22 protein-coding genes are annotated in these 21,217 nt (G+C 51.9%); 10 read left to right on the forward strand and 12 right to left on the reverse strand.

Annotation, left to right across the window (positions count from 1 at the left end):
- Together FCL42_RS04535 and FCL42_RS04540 are read left to right on the forward strand one after the other, a co-directional pair.
- Nucleotides 1-501: a DUF2505 domain-containing protein gene (locus FCL42_RS04535; RefSeq protein ID WP_136862189.1), complete on the forward strand. Its 501-nt coding sequence runs from the start codon at nt 1-3 to the stop codon at nt 499-501.
- A complete protein-coding gene (locus FCL42_RS04540) occupies nt 498-1,097 on the forward strand; it encodes a TetR/AcrR family transcriptional regulator (RefSeq protein WP_136862190.1) in 600 nt (199 codons plus the stop codon). Before FCL42_RS04535 ends, FCL42_RS04540 begins: the two co-directional genes overlap by 4 nt.
- Here the strand turns inward: FCL42_RS04540 and FCL42_RS04545 are convergent.
- The 6 genes from FCL42_RS04545 to FCL42_RS04570 all read right to left on the reverse strand — a co-directional run bounded on the left by FCL42_RS04545 (nt 1,063) and on the right by FCL42_RS04570 (nt 6,512).
- On the reverse strand, nt 1,063-1,983 hold the full coding sequence (locus FCL42_RS04545; protein ID WP_136862191.1) for an alpha/beta hydrolase: 921 nt from the start codon (nt 1,981-1,983) through the stop codon (nt 1,063-1,065). The two genes, FCL42_RS04540 and FCL42_RS04545, sit on opposite strands and share 35 nt — an antisense overlap.
- 10 nt (nt 1,984-1,993) lie before the next feature.
- A complete protein-coding gene (locus FCL42_RS04550) occupies nt 1,994-3,385 on the reverse strand; it encodes a wax ester/triacylglycerol synthase domain-containing protein (protein ID WP_169308291.1) in 1,392 nt (463 codons plus the stop codon).
- An 81-nt stretch (nt 3,386-3,466) separates the two neighbouring features.
- Nucleotides 3,467-3,817: a phasin family protein gene (locus FCL42_RS04555; protein ID WP_136862193.1), complete on the reverse strand. Its 351-nt coding sequence runs from the start codon at nt 3,815-3,817 to the stop codon at nt 3,467-3,469.
- Nucleotides 3,818-3,842: 25 nt separating this feature from the next.
- Nucleotides 3,843-4,325: a phasin family protein gene (locus tag FCL42_RS04560; RefSeq protein ID WP_169308292.1), complete on the reverse strand. Its 483-nt coding sequence runs from the start codon at nt 4,323-4,325 to the stop codon at nt 3,843-3,845.
- A 184-nt stretch (nt 4,326-4,509) separates the two neighbouring features.
- Nucleotides 4,510-4,797: a polyhydroxyalkanoic acid system family protein gene (locus tag FCL42_RS04565; protein ID WP_136862195.1), complete on the reverse strand. Its 288-nt coding sequence runs from the start codon at nt 4,795-4,797 to the stop codon at nt 4,510-4,512.
- 527 nt (nt 4,798-5,324) lie between these two features.
- Nucleotides 5,325-6,512, reverse strand: a complete 1,188-nt coding sequence (locus FCL42_RS04570) for an Arm DNA-binding domain-containing protein (RefSeq protein ID WP_136862196.1) — start codon at nt 6,510-6,512, stop codon at nt 5,325-5,327.
- A gap of 164 nt (nt 6,513-6,676) precedes the next feature.
- Here FCL42_RS04570 and pepF point away from each other — a divergent pair, with 164 nt between their 5' ends.
- From pepF to nrdG, 3 genes are all read left to right on the forward strand, one after another.
- On the forward strand, nt 6,677-8,530 hold the full coding sequence (gene pepF, locus FCL42_RS04575) for an oligoendopeptidase F (protein WP_136862197.1): 1,854 nt from the start codon (nt 6,677-6,679) through the stop codon (nt 8,528-8,530).
- A 501-nt stretch (nt 8,531-9,031) separates the two neighbouring features.
- Nucleotides 9,032-11,149 (forward strand): anaerobic ribonucleoside-triphosphate reductase, encoded by a 2,118-nt coding sequence (gene nrdD / locus FCL42_RS04580; RefSeq protein ID WP_136862198.1) that lies wholly within the window; start codon nt 9,032-9,034, stop codon nt 11,147-11,149.
- Between the two features lie 78 nt (nt 11,150-11,227).
- Complete coding sequence (gene nrdG / locus FCL42_RS04585; RefSeq protein WP_136862199.1) at nt 11,228-11,707, forward strand: anaerobic ribonucleoside-triphosphate reductase-activating protein; 480 nt, start codon at nt 11,228-11,230, stop codon at nt 11,705-11,707.
- Between the two features lie 33 nt (nt 11,708-11,740).
- Here nrdG and FCL42_RS04590 read toward each other — a convergent pair whose 3' ends face one another.
- Complete coding sequence (locus FCL42_RS04590) at nt 11,741-12,223, reverse strand: DUF1842 domain-containing protein (RefSeq protein ID WP_136862200.1); 483 nt, start codon at nt 12,221-12,223, stop codon at nt 11,741-11,743.
- A 396-nt stretch (nt 12,224-12,619) separates the two neighbouring features.
- On the opposite strand from FCL42_RS04590, the gene FCL42_RS04595 reads away from it, so the two are divergent.
- Genes FCL42_RS04595 through FCL42_RS04605 form a run of 3 tightly spaced genes read left to right on the forward strand, consistent with a single transcriptional unit; the run spans nt 12,620 to nt 15,783 of the window.
- On the forward strand, nt 12,620-12,865 hold the full coding sequence (locus FCL42_RS04595) for a chaperone NapD (protein ID WP_169308293.1): 246 nt from the start codon (nt 12,620-12,622) through the stop codon (nt 12,863-12,865).
- A gap of 17 nt (nt 12,866-12,882) precedes the next feature.
- Nucleotides 12,883-15,366 carry a nitrate reductase catalytic subunit NapA gene (gene napA / locus FCL42_RS04600; RefSeq protein WP_136862202.1) on the forward strand — a complete coding sequence of 828 codons (2,484 nt, stop codon included), beginning with the start codon at nt 12,883-12,885 and terminating at the stop codon, nt 15,364-15,366.
- Between the two features lie 45 nt (nt 15,367-15,411).
- On the forward strand, nt 15,412-15,783 hold the full coding sequence (locus tag FCL42_RS04605; protein WP_136862203.1) for a nitrate reductase cytochrome c-type subunit: 372 nt from the start codon (nt 15,412-15,414) through the stop codon (nt 15,781-15,783).
- An 84-nt stretch (nt 15,784-15,867) separates the two neighbouring features.
- On the opposite strand, the gene FCL42_RS04610 is transcribed toward FCL42_RS04605, so the two are convergent.
- The 4 genes from FCL42_RS04610 to FCL42_RS04625 all read right to left on the reverse strand — a co-directional run bounded on the left by FCL42_RS04610 (nt 15,868) and on the right by FCL42_RS04625 (nt 19,188).
- Nucleotides 15,868-16,230 (reverse strand): septal ring lytic transglycosylase RlpA family protein, encoded by a 363-nt coding sequence (locus FCL42_RS04610; protein WP_205729220.1) that lies wholly within the window; start codon nt 16,228-16,230, stop codon nt 15,868-15,870.
- A gap of 135 nt (nt 16,231-16,365) precedes the next feature.
- A complete protein-coding gene (locus FCL42_RS04615) occupies nt 16,366-17,172 on the reverse strand; it encodes an MBL fold metallo-hydrolase (protein ID WP_136862205.1) in 807 nt (268 codons plus the stop codon).
- Nucleotides 17,173-17,337: 165 nt separating this feature from the next.
- Nucleotides 17,338-18,621: an alkaline phosphatase gene (locus FCL42_RS04620; protein WP_136862206.1), complete on the reverse strand. Its 1,284-nt coding sequence runs from the start codon at nt 18,619-18,621 to the stop codon at nt 17,338-17,340.
- Nucleotides 18,622-18,708: 87 nt separating this feature from the next.
- Nucleotides 18,709-19,188: a hypothetical protein gene (locus FCL42_RS04625; RefSeq protein WP_136862207.1), complete on the reverse strand. Its 480-nt coding sequence runs from the start codon at nt 19,186-19,188 to the stop codon at nt 18,709-18,711.
- Between the two features lie 272 nt (nt 19,189-19,460).
- Here FCL42_RS04625 and FCL42_RS04630 point away from each other — a divergent pair, with 272 nt between their 5' ends.
- Nucleotides 19,461-19,721, forward strand: a complete 261-nt coding sequence (locus tag FCL42_RS04630; RefSeq protein WP_205729221.1) for an acyl-CoA-binding protein — start codon at nt 19,461-19,463, stop codon at nt 19,719-19,721.
- Between the two features lie 138 nt (nt 19,722-19,859).
- Entirely contained in the window at nt 19,860-20,597 is a 738-nt protein-coding gene (gene ubiG, locus FCL42_RS04635) for a bifunctional 2-polyprenyl-6-hydroxyphenol methylase/3-demethylubiquinol 3-O-methyltransferase UbiG (RefSeq protein WP_136862208.1), read from the forward strand.
- Here ubiG and FCL42_RS04640 read toward each other — a convergent pair.
- Complete coding sequence (locus FCL42_RS04640) at nt 20,594-21,064, reverse strand: DUF2059 domain-containing protein (protein ID WP_136862209.1); 471 nt, start codon at nt 21,062-21,064, stop codon at nt 20,594-20,596. The two genes, ubiG and FCL42_RS04640, sit on opposite strands and share 4 nt — an antisense overlap.
- Nucleotides 21,065-21,217: the final 153 nt, after the last annotated feature.

Raw genomic sequence — 21,217 nt, forward strand, 5'->3', positions numbered from 1 at the left:
ATGAAACTGGAACTAACTCATACCTATCAATGTGCAACGGAAGCGCTGTTTGAGTTTTTTAGCCAACCGGACCGAATCGAGGAGAAGTACAGCGCCATCGGCTGCACCAAAGTACGGATTCTCGAATGTAAGCAGGATCTGGACGCCCTGCAGTTAACCGGCAAGCGTGATGTTCAAAGCAACGTTCCTTCGGTTCTCAAACGCCTACTCGGAAGCGAGAACACCATCAAACAGCAGGAGCGCTGGAGCAGCAATGGCGAAGGCCAGTTCAAGTGCGACATGAACGTCGAGCTCATCGGCGTCCCCATTAAAATTCGGGGCACCATGACCTTGGTTCCCACCGAGCAAGGATGTGAAAATCGCATCGAATTCCAACTGAAAAGCGCCCTGCCTTTTATTGGAAATAAGCTATCACGCTTCGCCTGCGAAGAGATTGGCCGCATGGCGGAGGCTGAGTATCAGTATCTTCAGGGGCAACTGGATGAGGTTCTGGTGGAATGAGTACCAAGACTCGGATACTCGAAACCAGCTTGGCCATGTTCAACCAGCTGGGCTCAGGCAACATCACCAGCTTGGACATCGCCGCCGAGCTGGAGATAAGCCCCGGTAACCTCTATTACCACTTCAAAGGCAAAGAGGAGATCATCGCTCGTCTGTCCAAGGAGTGTGAGCTGGCCATCGGCAAACTGCTGGGCCGGCTCGATATGGAGCTCATCAGCGAGCGCGAGTACTGGGTGTTCTTAAAATCGCTGCTGACGGTGTGCCTTCACTATCGCTTCCTGTTTATGGACTTTCAGTCCTTTGAAGCGGGAGGCGTGGGGCAAAAAGGCAGTCAGCGGCTACTCAACCAGCTACGGCGTTTTACCGACGGCAGTCTAACGGCGCTGATGGACAAAGGGTTGTTGGAGATTAAGGGCAACGCCAAGAGTGAACTGTCAGAGAACCTGTTTCTGCTGGGACTGTCCTGGCTCTGCTTTGAAGCCAATCAGGCACAGGTTCAAGATGAACAAGAGCTGGTTGAAAAAGGGGCCCATCGCTTGATCTCGCTGGTGGAGCCACACCTCAGTCGTCGCTTGCAGCTTGCTGACAACGACTGACAAACTCGCCGCACCGAGCCAAGGCTTCCTTGGCCTCGGGCAGCTGATAAAACAGCGGAAACACATGGGGCAAACCGGGCCAGATCATCAGATCCGCCTCACCACCGTGATGACGAATGCGATTGGCCAGACGAACCGAATCGTCCAATAAGATCTCAATGCTACCCACCTGCACCAACACCGGTGCCAAATCATGAAGCTCAGCCGCCAAAGGCGATGCGTAGGGATCGCAGGGCGTATGACCATTGAGGTAGCTATTGCGCAGCAACATCAAACTGCCTAAGTCAAAAAACGGGTCTTGATTGCGCATCACAAAGCCAGAATTGGTGTTCAGCGTCAAATCCACCGCCGGCGAAAACAGCAGCGCCGCCAACGGCTGAGAGATGCCCTTCTCCCTCGCCTTCAACAAGGTGGTCATGGTGAGGTTGCCCCCAGCGGAGTCGCCGGCAATGATGATGTCATCCGGGGCGATGCCTTGAGCCAGCAACGCTTTATAGGCGGTAAAACAATCTCGAACCGCAGCGGGAAAGGGAAATTCAGGTGCTAACCGATACTGCACCATCACCGCCCGAGCGCCCACCTCCTGAGACAGGTGGTGCACCATGGCATTGTGAACTTTAGGGGTACGAAAGCAAAAGCCGCCGCCGTGGAAATAGAGCAGCACTTTATCCCCCGCAGGACGGCCTTTTACCAGCCACTGACAGGGAATGCCATCAAGGGTATCGTTGATCACTTCAAGGCCGGATGGGCTGCTGATAAAGCCATTGAGGCTGTCCAGCCCCGCGACCACACCTCGCATCGACAAGATGTCTTCACAGGCCTCAAAACGCGAGCGAATCACGCGATACAGTAATTTGTTTAACCCTTTCGCCCGCCAGCTGGACATGCACTCTCCCTCAACCTGCTATTGCTGAAAGCAAGCTATCATAGGCTGATTTTTCAAGCTGTTCCAGACATTCTGGCAAGTACAACGCGAAGGAATCAAATCCCGGCAACGACTGACGACAACACACTAAGCCGATATGAACCTGCTCATGGTAATCCAGTAAAGTCATGTTCAGGGTTTGCCCCGGTAACAACAATGACAGTGGGAAGGTCTGCTTCAGTTTTGCCCCCATCAACGACAAAGGTTCGGTTCCTGCATCGACCTGGCTCATCAACATATTGGCCGCCGGCGGCAAAATCTGCTGGCTGTCATAACGTGCCGCCAAAAGCGACACAATATTGACCAAGGCTGAATAGCGGTTGTATTCCATCACCTGCTCATCACTGGACTGCGTTCGTAGCTTTCCGTAAGTTTGGCTGATCTTTTTCAGCCGCTGCATTGGCGACGCAGCAGGACGGCCCAGTTCCACCAACCCCACTGAGATCATGTGCATCCGTTCACCACTTTGAGGGTGATACAAAGGCACCATGGCCACCAGAGGATCCCTATCTTGCCAATTGTGCTGCTGCAAATACTGATGCAGCGCCATGTCACATAGGGTCAACATCAGCTCCAGCTCACCAACTCCAGTCAACATCGACAATTTGCGAATGCGAGCTTTGGGTAGCGTCGCCAGTGAGATCTTTTTGGCTCGGCTGCCTTGGTAGCTGTTAAATGGGGTTCTCGGGGCACTGAATGGCAGTTTGATGGGGCTTTTCAACAGGTGCAGTCGACTGGCGCAGGCTTTGGCGAACAGCTTGCTGGCGCCAACGCTGAGATCCAGTTGCTGATACCAGAAGCGAGGACTGGTCAGTTTGCTCAAGGAGATGATAGAACTGTCACGATGGCCGATGGATTGCCCTAACTGCCAAAACGGAATGAAGCGTTTGCGACTGTCACTTAAGCGAAAGCTCTGCTCCAGCATACTGGCAACGCCTTTGCCATCAGCCAGCGCATGGTGAAACTTCACCAATAGGCCGATCTCTTGAGACTCAAGGCCATAGAGGATCCACATCTCCCACAACGGACGGTCCCGCTCGAGGCGAGCACTGTGGATTCTGCCAGCCAATTCACGCAGCTGCTGGCGATCCCCAGGAGTCGGCAACTTAGCAATACGAACGTGCTGGGCGAGATCCACATGCTCACAGCGACGCCACTGGGGTAATCCGAACTGAGACTCGTCGATCACTAAATCGAATGGCTCAGCAACCGGAGTAGCCTTTAACGCAGCCTCCAGCAGCTCTCCAGCAAATTCTGCGGCATCTTTGGGTGGCTCCAGTACCATTAAGCACGAAACGTGCAGAGGGTTGTTGTCGCTCTCAAAAAGCAAAAACACCAACTCGGAAAGAGAAACCGGTGTCATCCTGCCCTCCTTATTTGGTCTCGAACTAAAAAGGGCTGAGGCGTCCATTACCGCGGAGACGCTCAGCCCTCTCTGCTTAGCTTACTTAGCTAATTTTTCAATCGCTTCGGCAAGCTTATCAACCTTGGCATTCAGGTCGTCAATCTGACGAGGATGGATACCGCTTAGGCGATAGAACAGGTTGTGCACGCGAGCTTCAACCTCTTCGTTTGCACGGTCCAAATTGTTCTCGACCTTTGCCTTAGTGTTGGACTCAATTTCACGTCCACGCTCAACCAAGCGCTCGAACAGATCGGACGATTTTCCTTCCAGATCTTTCGCTTCTTCAACGCTGCGGCTGTAAACGCCCAGACCAGCTAACCAGATGTTACGTGCTAACTGCTCGTTATCTACGCCTTCAACGCCAGCAATGGTTTTGATGTCATTAGTCATAATGGTGCTCCTTCACACTGTTGGGTTATGCGGATTTAGGAGTCGCGCGGCGAGTGGTTTTTGCTGCCGGCTTGGCCGCAGGCTTAGCTGCTGGCTTGGTGGCCGGTTTCGCTGCTGCTTTTGGAGCGGCCTTCACCGGTGCGGCGGCAGCGGCTTTCTCTTCGGTCATCTTATCAACCAGAGCGGTAAGGCGGTCGATCTTCGCTTCCAGCTCTTCGAGCTGATCCGCTTCCAGACCGGTTACCTTTTGTACCTGACTGTGCAGCTGTGACTCAAAGGCCTCTTTAGTTTGCGTGGAGGCTTCTGACACCTTCTCAACCGTAGAAGATTCCAGCTGCTTACCGCGCTCAAGTAGCTCGTCAAACAAGCCCAAGCCGCGGTCAGAGATCTGGCTTAACTCTTCACTGCCTTTAGAGTAAGCACCCAAACCCGCTAACCAAATCTTACGGTATAGCGCTTCTTGACTGGCAACGTCGTTGCCGCCTTTACCAAATAACTTCTTGAACATATGTGCCTCCATGACGGTAATTTCTGCTTTCATGTTTAACGTAAGGCACTTTTCTAGAACGGACATTCTAAAAGGCGGTAATTATTAAATTTTCCCCGATTTCTTTGACTTTATCGGCTTGGATTTGACCCAGATCAACTCCGCCCCGTGTCGGTAAGCGCCGTTCTGAATCCGTTGGCATCTTTTACACTTGCTGGCGTGCTAGCAAGGCATCCAGTTGCGATTCAATCTCAATTTCGATCACCTTGGCCATCGGCATCAACACCAAGCCTAATTTCATCTGCACCGTAATCAGCTCGGTTTCCGGCAGCAACAGTCCGCTGGCACCGGCGCGTTTAAATCGCAGTTCATTACCCTGCCAACGCCACCGGATTTGGTAGCGATGTGCCAACTCACTGGCCACGCGTTCGCTCAAATCACGAATGCCTTGATGGCCCATTTGGTGGTTTCTTTGGATGTGGATAGAGGTCATATTTGGTCGATTATTTATTGTTGTTGTTGACTTAACTTTCAAGGTAACAAAGCCGTTCACAAATGCCAACGATTAGCCCTTGGTGACCATAGGAGTGTGCAAAGCTCATCTCTTTTCGCATCAATTAAATTAATGAAATATGGAGACTAACTCGATCAGCTGGATGAGCGTTTCCTGTTTGAGCTTTGAACACAGCCCAAAAGTCATGCGCTATTTCAGCCAAGGTTCGATGAGCGTTGAACGCAAATTCATCCAGACCTTTTACCAAGTACCACATCGACAAATTTGCGAACCTATCCACGGTGACACTTCCTCGCTTATCAAAAATCAGTTGAGATATTCACCTTACTAATTGGGAGACGCACTAAAAGGGAAGGGTCATCCATAAGGTTGAATATTTGACACCGGAAAGATTAACTCACTCACAAACCAAGTAAAATAGGCGCAGGTTACAAAAGAGATTACATCACGTAAAAACGGTAAAAACACAAGTCGAGGTAAAACCTGCCACATCGCGCCAACAGCGTTCAGATCATATGTAGCATTTTGCTCCATATATTTAGCGCCTGTTTTAGTGTTTCTATTTGCGTTTGGCTAAGCTGCCCTACACTGCTCTTTTGTGGCAGTTCTAATGGGTACTCCTCCTGCTGACACAACCATTCAAACAGCGCTTGCTCCACTCTGGGGCTGGTAAGACTCATCAAATCCTTATCATTAGAACAGGTCTTTCGGATAAAATTTCTTGGGGATGATGCCGACATCACCCGATTGGGATCTGACGGTGACGGAAACACCCATACGCTGTCGAGAGAAGTGGTTTGCCACTGCTTCAAGCGCTGAGCGTTGACGGTGGAAAGAGGTAGCCAGCCCTGCTCAAATTGCACCCGCTGCTGTGGCCAATCAACCTGCTCCCACTTCAGTTGGCGCCAAAACGAAGAGCTTCCCAAGTTGGTCAGTTGCAACTGCAACAGCAGCGACTCACCACAGCGGTGCTGACGAAGAAATGTGTCGTAATGAGCCAGCTGCTTCATCGTTGGCAATGGCAGCGGCTTGCTACGCGACAGTTCAACGCCTTCGAATGGATTGGCCAAGTTTTCCGGTAACCACAACGCCTGCCCGAGGTCGGGAATGCCTCTGCCATAATCGAAAAACTGCTTAAACAGTGCCAAACGTTCCCCTGCACCGCGGGTGATCCCCTCCATCACCAGTAACGCTTGCTGACGCCCAAACTGCTCTGGAGCCAGCTGCGCAAACGGCTCTAGGTGACGCAGCAACAGCTCTTGGTCTCTTCGAGGGTTGGCACGATGGTGACGGGCGTATTCATCCATGAAATCGGCAATGGCATCACCAAGGGTAAAGCTAGGCTGAGCCTGGCCCAACTCCACTCGGCAGCGCTCCCAAGCTTGGATCGCCTCATTGCGACTCATCTGCGGGTAGTGTCCAAGGGTCTGCTGTTTTGTCGATCTGGCTCCTGACGGTGTATAGCGATACAACCAGCGTTTTTTATGGCGGCCCACCTTGAAGATAAGCCCCGGATAATCCGGCTCATTGATGTCGGACTCCGCTTGATCATAACCGCCGACATCATCACTACGACCGTCGATGTCGGCGATGGCCTGCTTGATGATCCCCTGTACACGACCACGAACGCCGGTTTCTAAACACTGTTCCAACAGGGCCAACACCTGCTTTTTCGGTGATAATTTGCTCGACATGCCCTTCCCTAACCGGCAAAACAACGCTGATAACATTCTGTAACAGCATTATCCCAAGATAACTCAACCTAAATCACACTCTTTCCACTGCTCTATGGTCGATGAAAAGTGCAGCGTGCTAGTCTGGCGACGCTAAAAAACCATAATGATAAACAGGGATTAGAATGTTAAAGAAGTCGTTACTTTGCCTTGCTTTATTGGCTGGCACCAGCCCTTTGGCGTACGCCGCTGAAAACAATCAACAAAACTGGGATCTGACCCCGTTGTACTCAAGCTGGCAACAGTGGGATCAGCAGAAAGCCAAATTGGAAGCAGATCTTAGCCAGTTGGACAAACGCAAAGGCACTCTGGGGCGCTCGCCTCAAGATCTGGCGGATACCATTAGCCTGTATTACCAGCTATCAAAGCGCCTCAGCCAGCTCTATGTCTATGCCAACTTAAGTGCCGACACCGACCTGCGGGATTCCGATAATGGCGCCAAGCGTCAAAGTATCGCCATGCTGGCCAATCGCCTGAGCCAAAGCTCAGCCTTCATCAATCCAGAGCTGATTGCCCTAGGCGAAGCAAAAGTGATGGCCATGGTGGATGCCGAGCCGGCACTCAAGCCGTACCGATTCCCCATTGAAAATATTCTGCGGGGCAAGGCCCATACCTTGTCTTCGGAAGCTGAGCAGATTATGGCCGCCACCGGCACTCTAACCAGTGCGCCCTACTCCAGTTATGCCACCTTCACCAACGCTGAACTGCCTTGGCCCGAGGTTGAGCTAGACGGTGAACTGGTCACTCTGAATCAGGCAACCTACGCTAAGTACCGAAGCCATCAGGACAGAGACGTACGTAAAAAGGCGTTTGATAACTTCTTTGGTACCTTGAGCCAATATCGACGCACCATCGCCTCCATGTTGGATGCCAACGTCAAAGCCGACGTATTTAACGCCCAAAGCCGTCACTATGACAGTGCCTTGGAGTCTGCGCTGGCGGAAGATAACATCCCCGTATCGGTCTACGATGCCTTGGTGGATACCACCAACGCCAACCTAGATACACTGCACCGTTACCTGAAACTGCGCGCTCGCATGCTCGAGCTTGACGATCAGAGCTACTTTGACATCTACCCAGCGGTCGTCAGTGCCACTAAGACCTACCCCATTGATACCGGTATCGACATGATGTTGGCCTCACTCGCGCCCATGGGTGACAGCTACGTCAGCAAAATCGAGCAAGGCTTAAAGCAGCGCTGGATGGACACCTATCCAAAGCTGGGCAAACGCTCTGGCGCCTACATGAGCGGCAGCGCCTATGACGTTCATCCTTATGTATTGATGAACTACAACGGCAACTACACCGACGTCTCTACCCTCACCCATGAATGGGGTCATGCTACCCACTCGGTCTATGCCAATGAGGCTCAGCCATACGCTACCGCCGCGTATGCCACCTTCACCGCAGAGATCGCCTCAACCTTCCAAGAGCACCTGCTGACCGATTACGCACTCAAACAAGCGGAAACCGACGAAGAGCGCCTCTACTATTTGGGACAAACTCTGGAGAAGTTCCGCCAAACCTTCTTCCGCCAAACCATGTTTGCTGAATTTGAACGCAGCATCCATGAGGCGGTAGAGAAAGGCCAGCCCCTAAGCGACACCCTCGCCAGCGAACTGTTCCTGGATCTGCAGCGACGCTATCACGGTCACGACCAAGGGGTGATGACAATCGATGAAGCCTACGGCATCGAGTGGGCATATGTACCGCACTTCTACTACAACTTCTACGTCTACCAATACGCCACCTCAATCGCGGCTTCTGCCGCCTTTGCCGATGAGGTGTTAGGCGGTGGGCAGGCGGAGTACGACCGCTATCTGAACTTATTGAAAGCCGGTGGCAGCGACTACCCATATCAACTGGTTAAGAAAGCCGGCGTTGATCTGGCGACCGCCGCTCCCTATGAAGCGATTTTCAAACGCATGAATCGTCTGATGGACGAGATGGAAGCGATCTTAAACAAGATGGAGAAATAACCCTCTCCGGCCTCAAGATCTAAGCGAGTAAAAAGGGAGCAAACGCTCCCTTTTTTGATGATCATCAAACCCCATTTACGATCTAAATGATCACAGATTTTTAACCACAGGGGTAAATCCAGCCCGCTCAAGGGCGAACGCAGTTTTCCACAACTTACTCTAATAACTGCTCCAAATTTGAGGTATTTAGGAAGGCTAAAGTCAATCAAAATCTTTGTCCGGAAACACTGTTCTTCGAGCGTTCCGTCACCAACACAAGCTTGACACGAACACAACCACAACATGAATTTTACAAGCCAAAAACCAGAGATCGCGCAAGATTTCACATGAGATCAACTTAACCACAAAGTCAGCCCGCAACTTTTGTGATCTCGATCATTTCACCTCCGCAAAATTTAGCGCTTAATATGCGTCGCCGCCCTACATATGGGTTCAAAAAAACACCAACCAACTAGATATAGTGGTTGTCAAGACCAAGCCCACACATTAAGGAAAAAATTCATGCCAGTTGTGATCAAGCGAGATGGTTGTCAGGTACCTTTCAATAGCGCACGTATTCGTGAAGCTATTGGCCGCGCTGCCCTTGCCGTCGACGTCAAGGATGACTCATACGTTCTTGATCTAGCCACTCAAATTGAGTCTGAGCTTACCGACAGCAAAGAAGTTCATATCGATGAAATTCAGCGACTGGTTGAAAATAAGTTAATGGCTGGTGCCTACAAAGGCGTAGCCCGTGCTTACATCGAGTATCGTCATGATCGTGATGTTGCCCGGGAAACCAACAGCCGCCTTAACAAAGAGATCCGAGGCTTGGTGGATCAAAGTAATGCCTCCTTGTTGCACGAGAATGCCAACAAAGATTCCAAAGTGATCCCCACTCAGCGAGACCTGCTGGCAGGCATCGTGGCTAAACACTACGCTACCCGTCACATTCTGCCCCGTGACGTGGTTGCCGCCCACGAAGCCGGTGAGATCCACTACCACGATCTGGATTACGCGCCGTTCTTCCCAATGTTCAACTGCATGTTGATCGATCTTGATGGCATGCTGACCGGCGGCTTTAAGATGGGTAACGCCGAAATCGACGTGCCAAAATCGATCTCCACTGCCACCGCCGTGACCGCGCAGATCATTGCCCAAGTTGCCAGTCACATCTATGGTGGCACCACCATCAACCGCATCGATGAAGTGCTGGCTCCTTACGTTACCAAGAGCTACGAGAAGCATCTCGAGGTTGCCAACGAGTGGCAAATTGGCGATGTGGAAGCCTACGCCAAGGCACGTGTAGAGAAAGAGTGTTACGACGCCTTCCAGAGCTTGGAATACGAAGTGAACACCCTACACACCGCCAATGGCCAAACCCCATTTGTCACCTTTGGCTTTGGTTTGGGCACCACCTGGCAGAGCCGCCTGATTCAGCAATCGATCCTAAAAGTACGTATGGTTGGTCTGGGTAAAAACCACAAGACTCCGGTGTTCCCGAAACTGGTATTCGCCATCAAAGATGGCCTAAACCACAAGAGCGACGACCCGAACTACGACATCAAAAAGTTGGCTCTGGAGTGCGCCAGCAAACGCATGTACCCAGACATCCTCAACTACGACAAAGTGGTTGAAGTTACTGGCTCGTTTAAGACCCCAATGGGTTGCCGCAGCTTCTTAAGCGCCTATGAACAAGAGGGCCAACTGATCCATGAAGGCCGTAACAACCTCGGTGTGGTAAGCCTGAACCTGCCGCGCATCGCCATCGAAGCCCAGCAGGACGAAGGCCGCTTCTTTGAGCTGCTGGATGAACGCCTAAAACTGGCTAAGAAAGCCCTGATGACCCGCATCCAACGTCTCGAAGGCGTAAAAGCGCGGGTTGCCCCTATCCTATATATGGAAGGCGCTTGTGGGGTTCGCCTGAATGCCGACGATGACATCAGCGAAATCTTCAAAAATGGCCGTGCGTCCATCTCATTGGGTTACATCGGTCTGCACGAAACCATCAACGCCCTGTATGGCAACGATGAGCACGTGTTTGATTCCGACACTCTACGTCAAAAAGCGCTAGCGATTGTTGAGCGGCTGCGCGCGGCCACCGACGCTTGGAAAGCCAAGACCGGATACGGCTTTAGCCTCTACAGCACGCCAAGTGAAAACCTATGCACCCGCTTCTGCAAAATTGACCAACGCCAATTCGGAGTGGTGGATGGCGTAAACGATAAAGGGTACTACACCAACAGCTTCCACTTAGACGTCGAGAAGGCGGTTAATCCTTACGATAAGATCGATTTCGAGAAGCCCTACCCGGCCATCGCCAATGGCGGTTTCATCTGCTACGGCGAGTACCCAAACATGCAGCACAACATCGAAGCCCTGGAAGATGTGTGGGACTACTCCTACCAACACGTGCCCTACTACGGCACCAATACCCCCATCGATGAGTGCTACGAGTGCGGATTTACCGGCGAATTCGAGTGCACCTCAAAAGGCTTCACCTGCCCTAAGTGTGGCAACCACGATCCTGCCAAAGTATCGGTAACTCGCCGCGTCTGTGGTTATCTTGGCAGCCCGGATGCCCGTCCATTCAATGAGGGCAAACAGGAAGAGGTACAGCGCCGAGTAAAACACCTGTAACTCGCGCCCCTTGTCTCGCATAGCACCGATGTCCTATCGGTGCTTTGCCGTTTCGCCTTACCCTCTGCCGGAGCTTTGATGAACTATCACAAGTACTACCCCATCGACGTGGTGAATGGCCCAGGAACTCGAGCGACGCTGTTTGTGTCTGGCTGTGAACACGCCTGTCGCGGCTGTTACAACCAAAGCACTTGGAAGTTGGATTCTGGCCACCTATTTGATGATGCGATGGCCCAGCGCATCATCGACGATCTAAACGACACTCGCATTAAACGCCGTGGGCTGACTCTCTCTGGAGGCGACCCGCTGCACCCACAAAATGTGGATGCCATATTGGCCCTAGTGACCAGAGTAAGAGAAGCCTGCCCCGGCAAAGATATCTGGTGCTGGACCGGTTACACCCTAGAGACCCTTAGCGACGAGCAACTACAGGTTGTTGAGCTTATCGACGTGCTTATTGATGGCAAGTTTGAGCAAGACTTGGCAGACCCCAGCTTACTCTGGCGTGGCAGCAGTAATCAGCGGGTTCATCACTTCAATGAAAAAGCCACCTCATAAGAGGTGGCTAGCTTACCTTATTGGCAAATCCTGTTAGGCTTCGGCTGGCTTTTTCTCTTTCGTCGCTTTCTGCAACGAATCGGCTGCTGAGCGGTTGTCCTGCTCACAAATCGACACAAAGGCGCCTTCAACCTCGTGCCACTTGCCATCATGCAGATAGGAGAAATTGGCACGCCCAGACTGCCAATCCTCCGTTAGCGACATCCGCAAGGTGGCATTTTTATACTCGGTTGGGTGGCCACCAATCAGCAGCGGGCTAATATCAAACCCTTCTGCAACCACCAAAATGTGGCAATCTTTCATGGTGCACATGTAGGACCATTCACCGGTAAACTGAGACACCACATTCACCGGCGGATTCACCGCCTGAGTGGTTAGCCCGACGCCGCTAACGGTTTTGCGTACGGTATCCACCACCAGGTCAACCGACATAGTCGGAGCCCCAATAGTTGGCATTTTAGAGATTACATAGGAAACACGAAACAATCCGGTCGAGTTTTCAGCTTTATTACTCATTGTTCATTCCTTCCTTTGAAAAGAGATAGCCAACGCCACTGCGAAAGCCCCAAAACCCTAGAAGCTGCCATCAAGCTTCGCCAGCTCCCCCTTTATTTTCAGCCAATGCCACCATCGTAAATAAGTCTAATTCTCACATACGCAGCAGAAATCTCTGCCTCAGGTTTGCTCACCGTATCTTTCACCAGCGACTAACGTCGAAACAGAAAAGATGCTTATGAAATGCCCATTGAGCCACACCCCAAGATTGACCACAAAAAAGGAAAGGTTTTTTCACTTTTTCGCCAAATTTCTGAGCTACTGTCTATCTCCAATTGAATACCCCTTAGGGGGTATGGAGAGAGTTACCCCGAAAGACCAACATCGAAGTCATTCAAAGTTAACGAGGCAAACACAGTGTCCCAACCCACCCACATCAGCGGACTGGTGATCAGTTGTCACATTGAGGCAACGGCCGACGTTGCCAATGCCGTTTCTGCTTTCGATGGCTGCGAAATAGTCAGCCAAACCGAAACAGGAAAGTTAGTGGCGACCTTGGAGTGTGCCGATCAAAAGGCAACCCAAGAAACCATTAACCAAATTAACGATTTAGATGGGGTGGTGAACACCGCCCTTGCCTATCACCGTGTAGAACAACTCTAGAACGCCAAGAGGATATTATGAGCTTGAACCGACGCGAGTTTATCAAGGCCAATGCGGCCGTCGCCGCAGCCACCGCCGCCGGTGCGGTGCTGCCCAGTGCCACCGTTGCAGCTGCCCAAGGACAGGACGATCTTAAATGGGGCAAAGCCCCCTGCCGCTTCTGCGGTGTAGGTTGCTCTATCATGGTGGGCACAAAGGACAACAAAATTGTTGCCACCCGCGGTAATCCAGACAGCCCAGTAAACAAGGGCATGGCCTGCGCCAAAGGCTACTACCTGTCTAAGATCCTGTACGGAAAGGATCGCCTCTCTACGCCACTGCTGCGCATGAAAAATGGCCAGTACGCCAAAGATGGTGAACTGACTCCGGTAAGCTGGGACACCGCTTACGAAACCATGGCCGCCAAATGGAAAAAGACACTGAAAGAGAAGGGTCCATCTGCGGTAGGCATGTTTGGCTCTGGTCAATGGACCGTATGGGAAGGCTATGCCGCCGTTAAATTGATGAAGGCAGGTTTCCGTTCCAACAACATCGATCCCAACGCTCGCCACTGTATGGCCTCTGCCGTTGTGGGCTTTTTGCGCGCCTTTGGTATCGATGAGCCCATGGGCTGTTACGATGACATCGAGCACGCAGACGATTTCGTGCTGTGGGGCTCAAACGCCGCCGAAGCGCACCCTGTGCTGTGGAACCGTGTTACCGATCGCCGTTTGGGCCACCCAGGAGCCCAAGTTCACGCCATCTCTACCTATCGTAACCGCTGCTTCGACATCGCTGACAACGGCATTATCTTCAAGCCGCAAACCGACTTGATTCTACTGAACTTCATCGCCAACTACATCATCGAAAACGATGCGGTAAACAAAGAGTTCGTCAACAAGCACACCAAGTTTGCCATGGCCACCACCGACATCGGCTATGGCCTGCGCCCAGACGCTCCTCAAGAGAAGAAAGCGAAGAACCAAAAATCGGCCAAGAAGATGACGCCGATGACCTTCAACGAGTACGCGAAATTCCTGAGCACCTATACCTTGGATTACACCGTCGAGAAAACCGGTGTGGACCGCGAGCAGTTGCTAAACATCGCCAAGTGCTACGCCGATCCTAAGCGTAAAGTGATGAGCCTGTGGTGCATGGGTGCCAACCAGCACGTGCGCGGTGTATGGGTGAACAACTCCATCTACAACATCCACCTACTGACCGGTAAGATCTCCGAGCCTGGTAACAGCCCGTTCTCCCTAACTGGCCAGCCATCAGCCTGTGGTACCGCCCGTGAAGTGGGCACCTTCGCTCACCGTCTGCCAGCAGACATGGTCGTGATGAAAAAGCCACACCGTGACATCACCGAGAAGCGCTGGCAGGTACCACAAGGCACCATCCCAGCCAAGCCTGGCTACCATGCGGTTCTGCAAAGCCGCATGCTCAAAGATGGCAAGCTGAACTGTTACTGGACTCAGGTTACCAACAACCTGCAGGCTGGCCCTAACATCAACGAAGAGACCCTGCCTGGGTTTATGAACCCAGACAACTTCATCGTGGTGTCTGACTCCTACATGACCGTGACTGCGTCCATGGCGGATCTGGTGCTTCCTACTGCCATGTGGGTTGAAAAAGAGGGTGCCTACGGCAACGCCGAACGTCGTGGTCAATACTGGCACCAGCTAGTGAAGCCACACCCAGGTGCACGCTCTGACGTACTGCAAGTCGTTGAGTTCTCGAAATACTTTAAGATGGAAGACGTTTGGCCTGAAGAGCTGCTGGCACAAAAGCCAGAGTACCGTGGCAAGACCCTGTTCGACGTCCTTTACGGTAACGGCGTGGTGGATAAGTTCCCAGCCTCCGAATGCAAAGGCGAATTCAACAACGAAGCCGACGCACTGGGCTTCTACCTGCAAAAAGGTCTGTTTGAAGAGTACGCTGGCTTTACCCGCGGTCACCAGCACGATCTGGGTGAGTTCGACGACTACTTCGGTGAAGGCATGCGCTGGCCGGTCATTGACGGCAAAGAGACTCTGTGGCGCTTTAAAGAGGGGCTAGACCCTTACGTGAAACCAGGCTCCGGCTTCCAGTTCTACGGTAAGCCCGATGGCAAAGCGATGATCATCGCCAACCCATACGAAGGCCCAGCGGAAGAGCTAACCGACACCTACAACCTGTGGCTGTGCACCGGTCGTGTTCTTGAACACTGGCACACCGGCACCATGACTGGCCGCGTGCCAGAGCTGAACAAAGCGTGCCCGAATGCCAAGATCTACATGAACGATGCCGATGCTAAGGCTCGTGGTCTGGTTCGCGGCGACGAGGTGATTGTCAGCAGCCCACGCGGCTCAGTGCGCACTCGCATCGAAACTGGCGGTCGCTATGACATGCCTGAAGGGGTGACCTTCATGCCGTTCTTCGATGCCAAAGCGTTGGTGAACAAACTGCTGCTGGATGCCACGGATCCGATGTCGAAAGAGACCGACTTCAAGAAGTGCCCAGTGAAGATCACCAAAGCCTAAATCAGTTTGAGACGGCGCCGATGAGTCGGCGCCAAGGAGACAATCATGAAAAAGACATTAATCATGGCCGCTGCCGCTCTGCTGATTGCTGGCTGCCAAATGAGTAATAACAGCCCTGCGGTGAACGACACTGAATCCCGCCGTGGTGATACCGCCGTTAACCAAGAGGTTGCGGCAGCGCCCATCGCCAACTACCCGAAGAAGAATCAGGTAGCCGAGGTGTATCAAGGTCAGCCGCCTCTGATTCCACACAAGGCGGATTACAAAATCACCACCAAACGCAACAACTGCCTAAGCTGCCATAAGCCGAAGAAGCAGACACTGCCGATGACCCACGTGGAAGAAGGCAAGGTGAAAGGCCAGTTGTATCAGTGCCGTATCTGCCACCTTCCTCAGGCGGATAATCTAGTCCAATAACGGTCTAGCACACTGTTAATCGCTCCCTGCCGAGCTCAAGCGGCGCCCCCATCATCGGCGCCGCTTTTTTTATGCTTAAAAAACTCAGCGAACCACCTCAATACGAACCGGTGTCTCTCCATTTTTGGCGCTGGCAATCTCACCATAGGCTTTTAAGGACATCATGATCACCTGACCGCCATCAAAGGGGCCCCGATCGTTGATTCGTACGATAACACTGGTTCCACTATCGAGATTGGTCACCTTTACCAAGGTGCCAAAAGGTAAGGTTTTGTGAGCGGCGGTCAGGCTACCCTGATTGAAGATTTCGCCATTGGCGGTTTCCCAGCTCTGCCACAGATTATCATAAGCCAACGCCTGCCCCTGTTGGCTGTAGCCTATGGGAGCTTGATGGCTGCACCCCAGTAGCAACAGGGCCCAAACCCAGCTCAACTCGATTAACTTCATCACCTTACTCCTGCCGATGAACATCAACTGAGTATGGTCAATTGAAATTTGATGCAGCGGCCGTTATCAGAGTAATTTGCTTTAAATGTATAACCCTTCGCGCTAACCAATCCCTATGAGCGCCGGTACATTGCACTAGAGCCGCACCTCTAGCGCCTCCCTGATGAGATTGGCTTTACTGATGTTGTCAAAGCTCACCTTAGCCAACCAGCCTTCTGGGCCAAGCAGACGCGCGCCAATCTCCGTCAATTCCAGCCCTTGCTGATTGAGCGCCTGGGCGTCACCACACAGCGTCTTAAGGTTATCAAGCTTGTCTGCTAGGGCCTGATGCCCCTGCTCGACAATGCCTCGATGGGGGCAAAACACGGTATCGAACTCCAACCTCAATACTCGAGCAATGCTGTCCATTAGCTGCCCGAGATTCTCATCGGCGCGCAGGTATTTAATGGACTTTGAGATATAGAGATCGCCGCTAAAAAATAGGCCGCGCTCTTGCCAATACAAGCAGGTCAAATCTTTAGCGTGACCCGGTGTGTGTATCGCCTCGAGGGTAGCGCCACCGCTTATCTCTAGCGTTTCCGGCAAAGGCTGGGTTTCAACGGGGTCAGCACGGCCCCAAATGAATTTTTGAATTGGGGGAATTCGATAACCCTTGCTGAGTTTGGCTCGCCCAAGCTCCGGGGCATAAGGCAACATGCCATAGGCCTTAGCGATTCGCGCCGCGTTGCCCGCATGATCTTCGTGATGGTGAGTAATCAGCAATTGTTGTGGTGGGCGCTCCGCCACGAACCGTTTCACCGCAGACCATTGATTGGTTGGCCCCGTATCAATCAAGGTATCGCCGATGCGATACACAATAAAGGTGGTATTCAACCCCCAATTAACCCGGCCAACTCGGGCTCCTTCCACCCCATGGCTTTGATAGCGCTGTCGAATTGGCATGCTTGTCCAACCTGTATTTGGGAACACCCGTTGAAATTAGCAAATGCCCATAGCAACCCCAAGCACAGCTTTTATCACCAACGCTGGCTTTTTTTGTCATCCGAGTCATTGGATGACACAACAAAAAAGGGCTGCCAACGCAGCCCTTTAACCTTGTTCATTCAATCAGTTAACCAAATCGATTAGCGATTGGCCAAGCTCAATATTGTCATGATAGCCAACAAACTTATCGGACATCGGCCCAATGGCGCCCACGGGCACGTCGATGGCGTCATGGCCCTTCGTGGTCCACCCGGTATGGCTGCGACGGCTGACGAACTCCACCAACAACCAATAACGGCTGTCACTGTGGTTTTTCAAGCTTTCTAGAGCGAATCGTTCGTTGTCACTAAACTCGAACGCGATATTTTTCGCCAGAGCCTTTGTCAGGGCATCACCGGATAGCCCTTCGATGGACTCGTTGATCACCATCAAAGACGCATCAACCTGTTTTACCACCTTGGCGTCCCAGCGGTAATTGCCTTTGTTACCCAAAGTCAGGCCACCGGTGGAGTGATCGGCGGTGTAGACCACCAAGGTATCTCCATGGCGTTTGGCATAGGCTTCGGCTAACTCCAGCGCCGCCGCAAAGTCGGTCATCTCGGCCATGGCACACGCGATGTCATTACCGTGGCCACACCAATCGATCTGACTGCCCTCTACCATCAAAAAGAAGGGGTCGGATTTGTTCTCAAACAGACGCAATGCCGTGTCCAGCATCTTACTCAACCTAAGGGGCTGCTCGGCATCAATGGCGTAGTCTAGGCCTACGTCAGCAAACAATCCCATGGCTGGGGTTTGAGTCAATTCCGGCAGAGCATCGAAACTTCGAACGTATTGGTAGCCCCAATCCACCATTTTGCTGCCCAGCCCCTGCTCCTCAAGGGAGAAATACTTCTGTCCACCGCCGAGAATCACATCAACCAGAGGTTTACCGTCGATTCGGCGGCTGTAAAATTGCTCAGCGATCTCTTGATAGTCTTTACGGGATTGCGCATGGGCAACAAAACTGGCCGGCGTGGCGTGGTTGACCTGAGAGGTGGAGATGACCCCGGTCTGCCAGCCGGCCTGTTTCGCTTTAACCAGCACACTGTCCAAAGGGCCTTTGTCTGCATCAACGCCGATGGCGCCATTATAACTTTTTACGCCGGTTGCCAGGGCGGTAGCCGAGGCGGCTGAATCGGTAACGACGGTATCGTCATGGGGAAAGGTGCTGGCACTGCCCGCGAGCAAACGGTCAAATACCGTCGGCGTCACGCGATCAACGTCACTGTCAGCAACATAGTAACGGTAAGCACTGGTGTAGGCAGGCCCCATGCCATCACCAATGAAAAAGATGATGTTTTTAGGCGCGTCAGCCATCGCACTCATCGAAGCTAACGCACAGGTTAGCCCTAGGGCTCGTAACATAATTTCGTCTCTTAAGATAAACACCTGCTACGAATAATGCCCTGATATCTTGAGCCTTTCCAGTTTAGCTCTGCGCCCATGTGGCATTTAAGCGTGATGAGGAGGCCGATTTTGCGCCCAAACTAGCGCACACAGATGCCCCTCTTCATAGCGAGCCTTAAGCTTCCAGCCTGCCTTAATCCCTGAGACTATCTGGGCTACCACATCACAACAGGGGGCGTCGGTACACACTTGCACTAGCAGTCCTTGGGTCACCATCAACTCAGCCAAACAGGCCATGGATTTAGTGAGCTCATTTGCTTTATCAAAGGGCTGGGGCATCAACACCAACTCGTAGGGCGCGCTGCGACTCAATTGTGCCCACTCTATTTCCGAAATGGGCCAGCTTAGCATATCAACCTCATGGCCCATTTCTGCCAGCCCCACTCCAAGGTGTTGCCCAGAGCCGAGCACTAAGACTCGACTGCCGGATTTTAGCCAGTGGCGCCAACTCAACTGCAAGCAACGCCAGGTTTCACATTGTTCAATGACTGCAGGTTGCGATTTCGACCTATTGATATGAAGCATCTGTCCTCTCCTTTGGACGCTCTTTGGCAATCCTAGAAGCTTTAGTACAGATTTCTTTGATTTATTCACTCACTGCGGAGCAAACTTCAAAATAATTAACATTTTTTTGATTTAAGCCAATTTTTCGCCCTAAAAACAGCAATAAACAGCCGTGAGTTCAACGCCTTAGCTATTTTGTCATAAGCTTTTCAGATAACTCGGATAATAATTGATCTACATCCTATAGATGTTTGCTATTTATCAGTATGTTGAATAAAAAAGGAGCAATAAATATGGAAAATTTAACTCAAGCTTTTGAACAAGCCCAACAAGACGTGAAAACCCTAACTTCCCGGCCCAGCAACGATGATCTGTTAAGCCTTTACGCCCTGTTTAAGCAGGCCACCGCGGGGAATGCTCCAGCCAAAGGCCCCTCCCCTTTTAACTTCTCAGCCTTTGCCAAACACCAGGCGTGGAGCCAACTTGCAGACTCCGAGGCCGATAACTGCATGCAGCAATACATCGATAAGGTGGCACAACTGCTCGGCCGCTAACCTCACTCCTTCGAGGCTTCTTCCAGCCATAGAAGCCTCCTTTGCCTTCCCAACAGTACGCCCGTTAGCCAAAGTTTCATTGATCGATTCCCATCAAGGCTCGTAAAGTAGAGTAAGGATTTTGACAGGAGCTCAAGGGTGCTAGATCGTTCTCAACTAACCCCAATCAACAACATATCACCGGACGAGTGGTACAAATTTGAAGGCCTCGCCCATGCATGGCGAGACGATAATGGCCCTTTTCGCCGGGTGCTGGCCTTCAATCGCTGCCGCGCAGCCTGCATTAACGATCTCATCGACCACCACCAAGGCGATGCGCACCTAGAAATATTGGACATTGGCTGTGGCGCCGGCATCTTGACCGAGGCCGTCGCTGGCGCCAACAGGCAGGTGACCGGCATCGACGTCAGCGGTCACAACATCGAGGTGGCGCGGTTTCACGCTCAGCAGCGTAATCATAACTTGCACTATCGCCACTGTTTGGCCCATACCCTACTCGAGGAACCAACCCGTTTTGATGTGGTGCTCAATACCGAGGTGGTGGAGCACGTGCCCGACCCAGCGCAGTTGATTCGACAATCTGCACAACTGGTAAAGCCGGGTGGGCTGCTTATCATCGCCACCTTAAACCGAACATGGCTCAGTTATCTTGTGGCGATCATCGGTGCTGAGTATCTATTAAAAGCGCTGCCGAAAGGCACCCATGATTGGCACCATTTCGTTACTCCAGAAGAGGTCGCCGTTGCCGCGAGCAGCGTTGGTTGCACGCCGATAACCGCTTTGGGCATGGCGATGAACCCGATGAATGGCAAATGGCGCATCACCAACAGCACCGCCGTTAACTACCTGAGTGTGTTTAGAAAAAACGGCGACTAGTTGTTCTCAGATTGAAGTCGCTGAATGCGAAGTGCTTCCTGCTGGATCATCTCTTGCAACACATGAGCGTTTTCACGAACGCGCTGCTCCCCGAGCGCGGCGCCCTGAGCCGTGAGGGTTGGCATCAGCTTTAAGGTTTTCTCACCAATGGGCGTACGATAAAACTCCACCAAGGTATTGAGCTCCTCTTCAGTGAACGCCTCCTCATACATGTCTGCAAAATCTTCGCGCAGACTTGCGCCACTCAAGTATCTTGAAAAGAAACGTTTCATCACCCCTTCGTATGGCTGTAACGAAGGGTTTTGTCGCATCTGCACCACCAACATACTGTCGATGGTGTCTGACATCAGTTGATCTAACTTCATCACATCCAACAGCTGATACGCCGCATCACGATGGCCGTTGGCAAAGCTGGAAGAGGAGAATGCTAAACAAGCAGCAAGTAGTAACCCCTTATAAGTTGTCATCTGAGCTCACCTTTAAATTCTTTTTAAACAGTACGTTACATTATCATCAAGAGCACGGTGTTACCTAACTGTCTTACCATTCCCCTCAAGCATACTCGACTTATTCATTGAATTTCGCTTCAGTCATTAACCTTCGATTAACTGTGATTGAAT

The sequence above is a fragment of the Ferrimonas aestuarii genome (genome assembly GCF_005116665.1).
GTDB lineage: Bacteria > Pseudomonadota > Gammaproteobacteria > Enterobacterales > Shewanellaceae > Ferrimonas > Ferrimonas aestuarii.